Origin of the sequence: Paractinoplanes hotanensis (assembly GCF_023717965.1) — a bacterium.
In the GTDB taxonomy this organism is placed as follows: Bacteria; Actinomycetota; Actinomycetes; order Mycobacteriales; family Micromonosporaceae; genus Actinoplanes; species Actinoplanes polyasparticus.
Genome location: NZ_JAMQOL010000063.1, coordinates 61,480 through 74,178, shown reverse-complemented (window position 1 = coordinate 74,178; position 12,699 = coordinate 61,480). Strand labels below are relative to the sequence as shown.

At 71.0% G+C, this 12,699-nt stretch carries 15 protein-coding genes; 9 read left to right on the top strand and 6 right to left on the bottom strand.

The window, feature by feature from the left end:
- Nucleotides 1-20: 20 nt before the first annotated feature.
- On the bottom strand, nucleotides 21-239 hold the full coding sequence (locus tag LXN57_RS39695; RefSeq protein WP_221378747.1) for a DUF3039 domain-containing protein: 219 nt from the start codon (nucleotides 237-239) through the stop codon (nucleotides 21-23).
- A 173-nt stretch (nucleotides 240-412) separates the two neighbouring features.
- On the opposite strand from LXN57_RS39695, the gene LXN57_RS39690 reads away from it, so the two are divergent.
- Nucleotides 413-1,363 (top strand): pseudouridine-5'-phosphate glycosidase, encoded by a 951-nt coding sequence (locus LXN57_RS39690; RefSeq protein WP_251803396.1) that lies wholly within the window; start codon nucleotides 413-415, stop codon nucleotides 1,361-1,363.
- Between the two features lie 2 nt (nucleotides 1,364-1,365).
- Nucleotides 1,366-2,244 carry a carbohydrate kinase family protein gene (locus LXN57_RS39685; protein WP_251803438.1) on the top strand — a complete coding sequence of 293 codons (879 nt, stop codon included), beginning with the start codon at nucleotides 1,366-1,368 and terminating at the stop codon, nucleotides 2,242-2,244.
- Nucleotides 2,245-2,410: 166 nt separating this feature from the next.
- Here LXN57_RS39685 and LXN57_RS39680 read toward each other — a convergent pair whose 3' ends face one another.
- Together LXN57_RS39680 and LXN57_RS39675 are read right to left on the bottom strand one after the other, a co-directional pair.
- Entirely contained in the window at nucleotides 2,411-2,818 is a 408-nt protein-coding gene (locus LXN57_RS39680) for a DUF3099 domain-containing protein (RefSeq protein ID WP_438870914.1), read from the bottom strand.
- 135 nt (nucleotides 2,819-2,953) lie between these two features.
- Complete coding sequence (locus LXN57_RS39675; protein WP_251803394.1) at nucleotides 2,954-3,520, bottom strand: HhH-GPD-type base excision DNA repair protein; 567 nt, start codon at nucleotides 3,518-3,520, stop codon at nucleotides 2,954-2,956.
- A gap of 91 nt (nucleotides 3,521-3,611) precedes the next feature.
- Here LXN57_RS39675 and LXN57_RS39670 point away from each other — a divergent pair, with 91 nt between their 5' ends.
- Nucleotides 3,612-3,932, top strand: coding sequence for an antitoxin VbhA family protein (locus tag LXN57_RS39670; protein ID WP_251803393.1), 321 nt, complete (start codon nucleotides 3,612-3,614; stop codon nucleotides 3,930-3,932).
- Entirely contained in the window at nucleotides 3,929-4,510 is a 582-nt protein-coding gene (locus LXN57_RS39665; RefSeq protein WP_251803391.1) for a Fic/DOC family protein, read from the top strand. Before LXN57_RS39670 ends, LXN57_RS39665 begins: the two co-directional genes overlap by 4 nt.
- A 190-nt stretch (nucleotides 4,511-4,700) precedes the next feature.
- Here the strand turns inward: LXN57_RS39665 and LXN57_RS39660 are convergent, their stop codons facing one another.
- Together LXN57_RS39660 and LXN57_RS39655 are read right to left on the bottom strand one after the other, a co-directional pair.
- On the bottom strand, nucleotides 4,701-5,348 hold the full coding sequence (locus tag LXN57_RS39660; RefSeq protein WP_251803389.1) for a response regulator transcription factor: 648 nt from the start codon (nucleotides 5,346-5,348) through the stop codon (nucleotides 4,701-4,703).
- Entirely contained in the window at nucleotides 5,345-6,517 is a 1,173-nt protein-coding gene (locus LXN57_RS39655; protein ID WP_251803387.1) for a sensor histidine kinase, read from the bottom strand. Before LXN57_RS39655 ends, LXN57_RS39660 begins: the two co-directional genes overlap by 4 nt.
- A gap of 121 nt (nucleotides 6,518-6,638) precedes the next feature.
- Here LXN57_RS39655 and LXN57_RS39650 point away from each other — a divergent pair, with 121 nt between their 5' ends.
- The 5 genes from LXN57_RS39650 to dtd all read left to right on the top strand — a co-directional run bounded on the left by LXN57_RS39650 (nucleotide 6,639) and on the right by dtd (nucleotide 11,831).
- Nucleotides 6,639-7,373 carry an ABC transporter ATP-binding protein gene (locus tag LXN57_RS39650; protein WP_251803386.1) on the top strand — a complete coding sequence of 245 codons (735 nt, stop codon included), beginning with the start codon at nucleotides 6,639-6,641 and terminating at the stop codon, nucleotides 7,371-7,373.
- Complete coding sequence (locus tag LXN57_RS39645) at nucleotides 7,367-9,775, top strand: ABC transporter permease (protein WP_251803384.1); 2,409 nt, start codon at nucleotides 7,367-7,369, stop codon at nucleotides 9,773-9,775. Before LXN57_RS39650 ends, LXN57_RS39645 begins: the two co-directional genes overlap by 7 nt.
- Nucleotides 9,776-9,960: 185 nt before the next feature.
- Entirely contained in the window at nucleotides 9,961-10,311 is a 351-nt protein-coding gene (locus LXN57_RS39640; protein ID WP_251803383.1) for a hypothetical protein, read from the top strand.
- A gap of 313 nt (nucleotides 10,312-10,624) precedes the next feature.
- Nucleotides 10,625-11,302 carry a phosphotransferase gene (locus LXN57_RS39635; RefSeq protein ID WP_251803381.1) on the top strand — a complete coding sequence of 226 codons (678 nt, stop codon included), beginning with the start codon at nucleotides 10,625-10,627 and terminating at the stop codon, nucleotides 11,300-11,302.
- A gap of 106 nt (nucleotides 11,303-11,408) precedes the next feature.
- Entirely contained in the window at nucleotides 11,409-11,831 is a 423-nt protein-coding gene (gene dtd, locus LXN57_RS39630) for a D-aminoacyl-tRNA deacylase (RefSeq protein ID WP_221378734.1), read from the top strand.
- Here dtd and LXN57_RS39625 read toward each other — a convergent pair.
- Nucleotides 11,828-12,616 carry a sporulation protein gene (locus LXN57_RS39625; RefSeq protein WP_251803380.1) on the bottom strand — a complete coding sequence of 263 codons (789 nt, stop codon included), beginning with the start codon at nucleotides 12,614-12,616 and terminating at the stop codon, nucleotides 11,828-11,830. The two genes, dtd and LXN57_RS39625, sit on opposite strands and share 4 nt — an antisense overlap.
- Nucleotides 12,617-12,699 lie beyond the last annotated feature (83 nt).

Below are 12,699 nucleotides of genomic sequence, written 5' to 3'. Positions count from 1 at the left end.
CCCTCGGGAGGAACGACCGGTCAGTGCTGCATCGATTCGTAGATCTCCTTGCACTGCGGGCACACCGGGGAACCCGGCTTCGGCGACTTGGTCACCGGAAACTTCTCGCCGCACAGCGCGATGACGTACGTGCCCATGACCGCGCTTTCGGCGATCTTCTCTTTGCGCACGTAGTGGAACATCTCTGGCCCGGTGTCGGCGTCTTTGGTTTCCGGACGCTCCAGAATCTCCGTGCTCACGACATCTGCCCTTCAGGTCACGTGGTCAGGATCGTCGAGCCACCGGTCCCCCCGGCCCACGGCAGCTGACGAAAGCTCCAACCCGCAAGTGTGGCACCTCGGACCGGGCCGGTCCAACGACCAGGTCGCCGGTCTTTGTCCAGGTGAGGATCGGGCACCGTACGGTAGCTCTCGTGACTGACTTCGCGATTCGATACGGCGAGCACGTGACCCGCGCCCGCCGGGAGGGCCGGCCGGTGGTCGCCCTCGAAAGCACCATCATCTCGCACGGCCTGCCGCACCCGGACAACCTGCGGGTGGCGCGCGAGATCGAGCAGACCGTCCGCGACCAGGGCGCCGTACCCGCCACGATCGGCATGATCGGCGGCGAGTTGCTCGTCGGCCTCGACGACGCCCAGATCGAGCACCTGGCCCTCGCCGAGGGCGTGGCGAAGCTCTCGGTCCGCGACCTCGCCGTGGCCGCCGCCCGGCAGGTCGACGGCGCCACCACGGTCGCCGCCACCAGCGCGGTCGCGGCCGCCGCGGGCATCGGCGTGTTCGCCACCGGCGGCCTGGGCGGAGTGCACCGCGAGGCAAACGTCACCTTCGACGAGTCGGCCGACCTCACCACGCTGGCGCACACGCCCATCGTGGTGGTCTGCGCCGGTGTGAAGTCGATCCTGGACGTGGGGGCCACGCTCGAGCGGCTCGAGACGCTCGGCGTGTCCGTGGCCGGCTACGGCACCAAGCGCTTCCCCGGCTTCTTCATCACCGACGGCGGCTTCGACGTCGACTGGCAGCTCGACTCCCCCGAGCAGGTCGCCGACGTGATCCGCGCCCGGTCGGATCACAACGTGGGGGCCGGCGCGCTGATCCTGGCCAACCCGCTTCCCACCGACGAGCAGCTCGACCCGGAACTGCACGACCGCACGCTGTCCGAGGGCCTCTCGCTGCTCGCACGGGGTGGCATCACCGGCAAGGCGGTGACCCCGTTCCTGCTGAGCCACTTCCACGAGAGCACCGAGGGCAAGAGCCTCGAGGTCAACGTCCGCATCATCCTGCGCAACGCGGCCCTCGCCGCGCAGATCGCGGTGGCCACCGCCACCGAGGCGACCGCGCCGCTGGGCTTCACCGTCCCGGCGTGACGATCATCGTCGTCGGCGATCTCGTCACCGACGTGCTGGTGGCCCACGGCGGGCCCATCGAGCTCGGCTCGGACACCGCCGCCGCCATCACGGTGGGCGGCGGTGGTCAGGCCGCGAACACGGCGGCCTGGCTGGCGCACACCAGCCGGCCGGTCACGCTGATCGCCGCGGTCGGCGACGACGCGGCCGGCCGCGAGCGGGTGGCCGAGCTGACCGCGGCCGGGGTGAGGTGCGCCGTGCGCGCCCACTCCGACGCGGTCACCGGCAGCGTCGTCGTGCTGGCCGGCCCCGAGGAACGCACGATGATCACCGACCGCGGTGCGGCCCTGCTGCTCGACCCGGCCGACGTCCGGGCCGAGCTCGAGGCCACCGACGCGACACACCTGCATCTGTCGGGCTATCCCCTGCTGCACGACGGGTCGCGGCCGGCCGGGCTCGAAGCACTGGCGGCCGCCGCCGAGCGGGGCCTGACGACCAGCGTCGACGCAGCCTCGGCGGCTCCGCTGCGCTCGGTGGGCGCGCAGGCCTTCCTGACCTGGGTCGCCGACTGCGACCTGCTGCTGTGCAACGCCGACGAGGCCGACGTGCTCGCCGGTCCCGCCCCCGCCGCCGAGCAGGCTCGGCGGTTGACCAGCCACGTTCGCAATGTGGTGGTCAAGCAGGGCGCCGCCGGCGCGACGTGGGCCTCCTCGGGCGGCACCGTGGTCACGGTGACGCCGTCCCGCGTCCCGATGAAAGATCCGACCGGCGCCGGTGACGCCTTCGCCGCGGGTCTGCTGGCCGCATGGTGCTCGGGCCAGGAACCGAAGGCCGCGCTGAAAGCCGGGGCCGCGCTCGGCGCCGAGGCAGTGGCCTCGATCGGCGCCCGACCCCGTCGCTGACAAGTTCGCCGGTCGCAGTCGCTGGAATCCGGCGTTGCCCCGGTCTCGAGCGCGCGGCCAACGCTTCTCGGGGGTCGGCCGGGATCCAGCGGTGCACCGGCTCGAGGGCGCGGCTAACGCTTCTCGCTGGGTCGGCCGGGATCCAGTGCGGGTCTCGAAGGCGCGGCTACCGCTTGTCGCGGGGGTCGGCCGGGATCCAGTGTTCGCCGGTTTCGGTGGGTTCGAGGTCGATGGTCAGGTATTCCGTCGACTCGGGCGAGTGCTGCGGCAGGGTGACCTGCGGCTTCGGCTCGCGGGCGAGCGCGTCGGCGGCGCGTTCGGCCTTGCTCTTGGGCGGGCGGTCGTTGGCGATCAGCACGGCCGCCCAAGGGAGGAAGACCATGCCGGCGGCGCAGAGGGTCAGCCACAACGGGAGCCATGGCGGGCGGACACTGATCAGCACCGCGCCCACAATCAGGCAGGCGGCACGAATGCTCATCATCGACACGTAGCGGATCTGCCGGCTGCGGAACTGAGCGTCCTGACTACGAGCGGCGTCCGTGATGAGAACCGCTCGGTCCGGCTGCTTCTTCACGATGGGGTCTCCGATCGACAGCCCATCCTTGCACCGTTCGTGCCGGTGCGCCCACTGCCTGCCGGTCGCAGGCCAAGAACAACTCGATGGCGTACGCACGACCGCAGGCCACACGGGCGTTCAGGCGCAACCGGCTCAGGCCTTGGCGGCGGCCTTCATCTCTTTCTTGTAGGCGCGAACCTTGCCCAGCGACTGCTCGTCGACGATGTCCGCCACCGACTTGTACGAACCCAGATCGCCGTAGCCCCCGGCCGCCTCCCGCCACCCGGCCGGCTGCACGTCGTACTGCTTCCCGAGCAGCGCCACAAAGATCTGCGACTTCTGTTTGCCGAACCCCGGCAACGAGACGACCCGCTTGAGTAACTCGGCCCCGTCATCGACGCCGTCCCAGAGATTGGCGGCATTGCCGTCGTAGCGGTCGACCAGCGCCCGGCAGACCTCTTGCACCCGCGCCGCCATCGCCTTGGGGAACCGGTGCAACGCGGGCGGCTTGGCGAAGATCTCGATCAGAGCGTCGGGGTCGAACTCCGCCAACTCGACCGCGGTCGGCGCGTGCCCGAGCCGCTGCGCCAGCACGAACGGTGAGCTGAACGCCTTCTCCAGCGGAATCTGCTGATCGAGCACCATGCCTAACGTCAGAGCCAGCGGATCCCTCTGGAGAAGGTCGTTCGCCTCAGGCGTGATCGGCAGCGAGATTGTCATACCTACATCTTCGCAGGTGAGGACCGCTCGCCGGCACGGCCTACAAGGAGCGGCGCGACCGAAGATGTACATCTTCTTGTACCATTGGCCTATGACACGTCAGGAAGTGCTCGGCGTCGCCGAGGCGCGCAAGCAGTTGCCCGACCTGCTCGCCGGGTTCAGCCGCGGATCGGCAGACTCGGTGTTTCTCGGTGCCCATCGGAAAGCGGTCGGCGTGCTGGTGCCAGTCCGGGTGTACGACGAGCTGCGTGGAGAACGCGAGCGGGCCGTAGACGACGCAGTCGGCTCACTGCGCGCCGAAGGGTTGGAGCCCTCGTCGGTAGCCACCGAATTGACCGACCTTTTCGCGCATGGTCGCATCACAGCCGGGCAGATGGAAGCGATGCTGCTGGCGTACCACCGCGCTGCATGACTGGCGAGGACCCCTACGTCGACACCAAGGGCGTTCTCCTCAACAAGCTCGACATCACCTCCAGTAGCGCTCTCAGCCAGGCCGAGACTGACTTGAGCCTCGCCGCGATGCTGCGCCTGTCGGTCCACCCGTTGCCCGGCAGCTACGACCTCGGTCATCTGCAAAGCTTCCACAGGCAGATCTTCGGCGCCGTCTATCCATGGGCCGGGGAGCTGAGAACAGTAGACATCGCCCGCACCGGGCAAGACGTGTTCTGCCGATGCGCGTTCATCGAGTCGTACTCGGCCGGAGTCTTCGCGGACCTCGCCGCCGAGGGACGGCTCATGGGGTTGCGGCGCAACGCCTTCGTTGCGCGGCTGGCGCACTACTACGGTGAGATCAACGCCATCCACCCGTTCCGCGAGGGCAACGGCAGGACGCAACGAGCCTTCCTCGGTCAGCTCGGCCGGGACGCCGGCTGGCGCATCGCCTGGAGCGCGATGGACGGTCATCAGAATGACACCGCTTCAGCCGCCGCACTACAGGGTGACACCACGCTTCTGGCCACCATGTTCGAGAGCCTCGTCCGGCCGATCTAGCCGTTCGCACCTCGCATGACACTCGCTGATTCTCTGTCGTCAGAGCATCTGCTGGTCGAGCACCATGCCGATCAGCAGCGCCAGCGGATCGGTGGACAGCAACTCGTTGGCCTCGGCGTCGATCGGCAGCGAAAGCGTCATGACGCTCATCTTCGCAGGTCTCCCGGCCTTGCCGCCGCTGTCCCCACGGTCATCGGAGGCCGCCCTCGTAGGCGGCGATGACCAGGTGGGAGCGGTCGCGGCCATCGAACTTGGCCAGTAGGCGGTTGATGTGGGTCTTGACCGTCGACATGCTGACGCCCAGATCGGCGGCTATCTGGTCGTTCGAGAGGCCACGCGCCACCAGGACCAGCACCTCGCGTTCGCGGCCGGTGATGTGGGGCAGCGGCGTCACCTGGCGCTCGGGGAGCTCGACGTAGGCGTCGATCAGCCGGCCCTGGGCCGTCGGCGCCAGCAGCCGCCCGCCCGCCGCCACGTGCTTGATCCCCGCGATCAACTCCTCGGGCAGCGCTTCCTTCATGAGGAAGCCCTGCGCACCGGCCCGAAGCGCCCCGAGAACGTACTCCCGCAGGTCGAACGTGGTCAGCACGAGCACCCGTGTCTCGACCGCCGGAAGCCCCCGGCAGATCTCGCGGGTGGCCTCGATGCCGTCCATGTCGGGCATCCGGATATCCATCAGCACGACGTCGGGGCGTTCCCGGCGGACGACCTCGACCGCCTCCCGCCCGGTGCCGGCTTCCCCGACGCACGCGAGCCCGGGCGTGTGGTCGATCAACAGTCGGAAGCTGCCCCGCACCAGCATCTGGTCGTCGGCGACGACCACTCGGATGTCGGTCATGCCGCGTACCGCATGGTCGTCGCCACTACCCACCCGCCGTCCGGCCGCGGGCCGGCGTTCAGCTCGCCACCGAACTGGGCTGCGCGTTCCCGCATGCCGGCCAGACCATGACCGGCCGCGGATCGGGAGGCCGCGCTCTCGCCCTCGCCGTGTCGGGAACCGTCATCAGTCACACGCACACCGACATGGCCGTCACCGGCCACGATTTCGACCTGGCAGCGTGTCGCCCCGGAATGGCGGACCACATTGGTCAGGGCCTCTTGCACCACGCGATAGACCGACAACGCGACATCGTCGGGTAGATCCGCTGAGCGTGCTGTCTCGGCCCGGGAGTCGAAGTCGACCGTCAGCCCGGTGGATCGGGCTGCCTCGACCAGGTCGTCGAGGTCGGCCAGCCTGGGCATCGGCTTCATGGCCGCCTCGGCCCGGACGACCCCCAGCGCCCGCCGGATCTCACCCAGCGTCTCGCGACTGGTGGCGGCGATGACCCGCAGTGCCTCGCGCATCTCGTGCGGATGCTCGTCGCCCACGTGGTCGGCGATCGTCGCCTTGACCGCGATCATGCTCATGCTGTGGGCGACGATGTCGTGCAGCTCGCGGGCGATGCGCAGCCTCTCCTGCTCGACCGCCAGCACGGTGGCCTGCTCGGCCCGGGCAGCTGCGTGGGCTCGACGCTCCCGGACCACGCGCCCGGTCGCCCAGCAGGCGGCGGCCACCCAGGTGATCAGGGCTGTGCCCATCACGTCGCGCGAGGTCGCACCGAACACCGCCGCCACGACCACCGCGGCCGCCAGAACGACGGGCACCGAGTGCCGGCGTCGCACCTGGAGGCCGACCGAGTAGAGGACGAGGCCCAGCGCGACGACCGGCGCCGGGCCGGCGTAGAAGGGAACAGCGCCGGAGCCGACGGCGAGCGCGACGAGACCGAGGACCGCGGCTGCCGCGGCGACCGGCCACAGGCGACGGACCGCGACCGGCAGGCCGACGGCCAGACCGACGAGGAAGGACGCCCAGCCCGGCTCGGACCAGCCGGCCTGGGGGCCGATCGGCGTCTCGGTCGCCGCGTACCAGCAGACCAGCACGGTTGCGGCGGCCAGCAGACCGTCGATGGCGATCAGCTGGCCACGGCTGAGCCTCCGGAGGAGGAGCGAGGGCGTAGCGGCAGTCACGAGGGCGACGTTAGCGAGGCCGGATGATCCGTGGCGTCAACCCAGGGTTCGATTTTCTGCCTCCCCGCCTCGGAACCCAGGTTTGACGACATCCGGCCCGTCCCTCGCGAAGCTCGACGCCATGACGACACCGATGGTTTCGATGCGAGATCTCCGGATGGAATACGGCGCCGGTCCGAGCCGGGTGACCGCGCTCGACGGGCTCTCGATCGATCTCGCGGCGGGCAGCTTCACCGCTGTGATGGGCCCGTCCGGCTCGGGCAAGTCCACCTTGCTCCACTGTGCCGCCGGCCTCGACCGTCCGACCTCCGGCCAGGTGACGGTCGACGGTGTCCGCCTGGCCGAGCTCGACGAGACCGGTCTGACTCTGCTGCGCCGCCGCCGGATCGGCTTCGTCTTCCAGTCCTTCAACCTGATCTCGTCGCTGAGCGCGGCGCAAAATGTCGCCCTGCCGCTGCGGCTGTCCGGCCGGCGCGTCACGCCCTGCGCGGTGACCGCCGCGCTCGAGTCGGTGGGTCTGGCCGATCGGGCCAGGCATCGTCCGGTCGAGCTCTCCGGCGGTCAGCAGCAGCGCGTGGCCATCGCCCGCGCGATGATCACCCGGCCCGCCGTGATCTTCGCCGACGAGCCGACCGGCGCGCTCGACAACCAGACCTCCCGCCACGTCCTCGAGCTGCTGCGCTCCCTGGCCACCGAGCAGGGCCAGACCATCGTCATGGTGACCCACGATCCGGTCGCCGCGGCGGGCGCCGACTCGGTGCTGCTGCTGACCGACGGGCGTCTCGCCGACCGCCTCGACGGCGCCCCGGCCGAGGTCATCGCGACCCAGATGACCCGGGCCGAGGCGTCATGCTGACGCGTGACCGACTCGGCTCCCTCATCGCGGTTCTCGTCGGCGCGGCCGTGGTCACCCTGACTCTCACGCTGCTGGCCTCGGCCCGTCCGCAGCGCCCCGACCGGTTCGCCGCGGTGACGGTCGCCGTGCACAGCCCCGGGGTGACCACACCGGCCGATCCCTTCCCCGAGTCCCGCCCGTGGCCGAGCGACGAGGCGGTGCAGCTGTCAGCCCGGCTCACGGCCGTGCCCGGCGTGGAGGCGGCAGTCGCCGACCGCCCGTTCTACGTGCAGCCGGTGGTGGCCGGGCGCCCGGTGGCCGAGATCCGGCAGGGCTACGGCTGGGCCGGCGCAGCAATGGCGTCCGATCACCTCGTCGCCGGACAACCGCCGACTGGCGCGCGCGAAGTGGTGCTGGGCGCCAGCCTGGGCATCCCGGTGGGCGGCACGGTGACCGTCCTGACCGCCACCGGCCCCGCTGCCTGGAAGGTCACGGGCCTGATCGACGCCGCGCGGCTCTATGTCGCCGACACCGAGGCGGCGCGCCTCGCGCCCGGCGTGCGCATCATCGGGTTGACCGGCGATCCCGACCCTGACGACGTACGGGCCGCGGCCCCGGGCGCCACCGTGCTGCACGGCGACGGGCTGAGCCGGTTGGAGCCGCGGTCCGACGCGCGCAACCGGTGGATCGGGCTCCAGGTGCTCACTGCCATGGTCGCCCTCTCGGTGTTCTCGTCGATCTTCGTTATCGCCTCCACACTCGCGCTCTCGGTCAACCAGCGGCGGCGCGAGATCGGCCTGCTGCGGGCGGTCGGCGCCACGCCCCGTCAGGTCTGGTTCGCCGTGCTGCGAGAGGCCGCGACGATCGGGCTCTGGGGCGGTGCCGGCGGCGCCGCCTTGGGCCTGCTGTGCGCCCCGTTGGTCGGGGGCGTGCTTGTCGATGCGGGGTTTCAACCCGAGTCCTTCCGGGTGAGCGTCCACGTCTGGCCGATCCTGGCCGGTGTCGTCCTCGGGCCGTTCGTCGCCGTGGCCGGTGGGCTGCTGGCGGCTCGCCGGGCCGCACGGGTGCGCCCGCTGGAGGCGTTGCGCCGGGCCGAGGTCGAGACCCGGCCGATGACCCGCGGCCGATGGCTCGTCGGGCTGGTGTTCGCCGCCGGCGGTGTCGCCGCCGGCGCGGCCACGGTGGTCACCGACGACCTGTCCGCGTTGGGCACCTACGCGCTGCTGGGGGCCATGGCTCTGATCGTCTCCGCGACCGTGCTCGCGCCGGCCGTGGTGCCAATGGTGGTGCGGCTGATCCTGCGACCGGCGGGCGGGGCGCTGGGCACGGTGATCCGTGAGAGCGCCCTGGCCGGGTCCCGGCGGACGGCCTCCACGGCAGCGCCGGTGCTGCTCACGGTGGCCTTCTCGGTGTTCATCGCGGGCAACGTCCAGACGGCCGAGAAGGCCTACGCCGACCGCCGGGCCGAGGCCACGGGCACGCAGAAGGTCGTCGTTCCGGACGGCACGCCCGGCCTCAGCGATGCCGCCGCGCCCACCGGCGAACTGGTCACCAGCGTCTACATAGGCGAGACGGTGACGACGGCCGCCGGGTCGCCGTCCGCGCCGGGCGACGGCCGCGTGGTCCTCGCCGAGTCCCGTGCCCGCGAGTTCGGCGTCGCCCAGGGAGGCACGATCATCGCGACGTTCGCCGACGGCGCCCGGGTCGCGCTGCGGGTGTCGGCCATCCAACCGGACCGTCCAGGGTCAGCCGGGATGCTGTTGTCCCGGCGGGCGGTGCGCAGCCACGACCCGTCCGCGCTGGTGCCGGCGATGCCTCTCGACGGCGGTGCTCCACCGAAATCTTCCCCCGGCGGCGGCGAGGTGACAGCTCCACCCGGCGGCGGCCTGGCGACGGCTCCCCCAGGCGGCAGTCGGGCGATGGTGCCCTCGGGCGAGGGCGTTTCGGCGGCGGCTGCTCTCGGCGGGCGGGTGGTCGATGTCGCGACATACGCGCGGGAGGCCGACGCCGAGGAGGACCGGCAGGTCTGGATCTTCACGCTGTTGCTGATCGGCATCTCGGTGGGGTACGGCGCGCTCGCTGTCGCGAACACGCTGGCCATGGCGACGGCGCGACGGGCGAACGACTACCGGCTGCTGCGGCTGGCCGGCGCTACCCGGCGGCAGGTCCTGCTGGCCGTCGCCGGCGAGTCGGCGCTCGCCGTCGTGGTCGGCTCGTTCCTGGGAATCGCGGCCGCAGTCCTCGCTCTCCGCGGGGCGACGGCGGGCCTCCGGGCGCAGACCGGCACATCGGTCGCGCTCACGGTGCCGTGGCCGGTGCTGGTGGCCGCGGTGGGCACATGCTTCGTCCTCGCCGTGATTGCTGCCACGCTTCCGGCCCGGGCTTGTCTGACCGCTGCCAACCCGCTCCGGGAGCGAGCATGATGACCGTCGGGGGACCTCGCATCGGCTGCGCGCCGGGGCGGGCTCCGGGCGCCCTCGCCGGTCCGAACACCTGGCGGCAGGCACCCCGACACCCAGGGGTGATCGTGGCCACGCCGCGCACCACCTCGCGGTTTACCGGCGGGCCCTCGGGGCACCTCCAGCCGATCTGCCGAAAGGAAAACGAGATGAGCGACTCGCAGGAAGACATCGAGCGGGAGATCTTGGGCGGCGACTACGGCCCGGGCGCTCTCGACGAGCCCAGCACCTACCGGCCCGAGAAGGGCGACGACGACCCGGGGCTGTCCAGCACGCTGGCGGCGGGCACCGACACCGATCAGCTCCAGGACGGCGGACCGCACCCCGAGCACGGCGTCATGACCACGACCGGCGGCACCGCGGGACCGAACAGCTTCCGCACGCGCCCGCGCTCCGGTCCCGGCGTCGCCAACACGACGACCGGCGACGCGACCACCGGCGCGATGGAGACGCCGGTCGACGGCTACACGAGCGACGCCAGCAGCAACGCCGTCGACTGACCACGATCCACCCACGGCCGTCCCACCAGCGCTTACGAAGAGCGTCGGCGGACGCCGGCCGTTGGGCGCCGTGGCTTTCCCGGTGAGGAAGGGGCGGTCGAGCGCTGTGGCGTCTTCGGCGGCGGATCGCGCGGACGGCGACGGTGCAGTGCCGGACCGACGTGGCCGGTCGAGCGCTGTGGCATATTCGGCGGCTGGCGGAAGCGGTCGGGTGCTGTGGCGTCTTCGGCTGGCGGGGCGGGTGCGTCCTGTGGTGTTGCGGCGGCGGTCTGCGGGCCGCCGCCGAGGGGCGCTGTGGGCTACCGTCACCGGCGTGGGCAGAGATGCGCTGGGTGAGCCGTTCGCCTCGGGGCGGGAAGCGGATGTCTACGCGCTCGATGCGGGGACGGTGCTGCGGCGGTACCGGGGCGGTGGGGACGCTTCGCGGGAGGCCGCGGTGATGGCGTACGCCGCGAGCCTCGGTTATCCGGTGCCGCGCGTTTTTCGGGCCGACGGCCCTGACCTGGAGATGGAGCGGCTGGTCGGGCCGACCATGGCCGCCGCGTATCTGGACGGGAAACTGGCGCCGGACGCGGCGGCGGCGATCATGGCGGATCTGTTGCGCCGGCTCCACGCGTTGCCGGGGCGGGGTGGGGTGGGGTCGGTCGTGCACCTCGACCTGCACCCGGACAACATCCTGCTGACCGACCGCGGGCCGATGGTGATCGACTGGTGCAACGCGGGCGACGGAGATCCCGACTTCGACACCGCGCTGACCGCGTTGATCCTGGCTCAGGTCGCGATCGGGTCGATCGGCCACGAGATCGGCGCCGACGCCGGGGCCATGCTCGACCGGCTGATGCAACTGGTGCCCGGCGACCCGATCGCCCAGCTGGACGAGGTCGTCGCCTACCGGGCCGGGCAGTCGACCATGTCTGCCGACGAGGTGGCCGCCCTTCCGATCGCCGCCGCCCGGGTGCGGCGCGCGGGAAGCGATGCCGCCGACAGCTGAATAAGCTTTCGCGTGCTGGGCGTAGGTCTCGTGGATCGCCTGCGCCAGCGGGTGCAGCGTGCGTGAGCCGGCCGGCGTCAGCGCGGCGAGACTGGGAGTGGGACAGATGCGGGCGTTGGTACAGACCGTCAGCCGGGCCGCCGTCACTGTGGATGACGAAGTCGTCGGCAAGATCGAGGACGGGCTGCTCGTGCTGGTCGGCGTGACCCACGACGACACTCCGGCCAAAGCCGCTGAACTGGCTCGTAAGACCTACGAACTGCGCATTCTGGACGATGAGGCCTCCGCAGCCGACCTCGGTGCGCCACTGCTGGTGGTCAGCCAGTTCACGCTCTATGGGGACGCCCGCAAGGGACGGCGCCCCACCTGGAACGCGGCTGCGCCCGCCGAGGTAGCCGAGCCGCTCGTCACCGCGTACGTCGAAAGCTTGCGCGCCCGGGGAGCGACCGTAGAGACCGGCCGCTTCCGGGCGCACATGCTCGTCGAAAGCGTGAATGTCGGACCGCGGACGATCCTGATCGAGCTCTAGAAGAACAGGCCGCGTCGCTGGGCCGACTGACGCAGCCAGTTGTCGAGCTGACCGGCCCAGTCGGTCTGGTCGACGGTCGCGTAGTCGATGTCGAAGCGGCCGAACGCGTCGCGACCCTCGGTGAATACTCCGCCCCGCTTGTCGATCTCGAGCACCACCTGCAACTTGTGCGGCGTCGGGATGAACGTCAGCTCGAGCTGGTTGATGCCGCTCGCGTAGGCCGACGGCGGGTAGAACTCGATCTCCTGGTAGAACGGCAGGTGCTGCTCGACCCCGTAGACCCGGCCACGCTCGACGTCGGCCCGGCTGAAGCGGAAGCCCAGCCGCAGCAGCGCGTCGAGGATGCGTTCCTGGGCCGGCAGCGGGTGCACCGCCACCGCGTCCAGGTCGGATTTGTCGACCGCGCGGGCGATCTCGAGCTCCGTGGTCAGGCCCATGGTCATGCCGTGCAGGTGCTGCCCGTACACCTCGGTGATCGGTGTCTCCCAGGGCACGTCGAACCGGAACGGGACGTCGTACTTCGCGCCCGGGTCGAGCCGGAAGGAGCCGGTCAGCCGCTGCCGGTGGAATTCCTGATCGGTGTTGTACTCGCTGTCGCCGCTCTCGACCTCGACGCGGGTGATCAGCCCGACCGCCAGATATTCGACGTCGACGGCGTGGTCGCCGCCGAGCACGTGGACCTGGCCCTCAAGGAAACCGCCCGGCCGGCAATTGGGGTTGGCCAGCACAGTTTCGACCGACGGCCCGCCGACGCCGAAGGCTTGCAACATCTTTTTGAAGACCACTGAACCATCTCCTCCACGAGGGCGTTTGGGGAACATTATCGGCGCGCAACACGCGGCGAGTACCGGCGAACCGGTTACTTGTC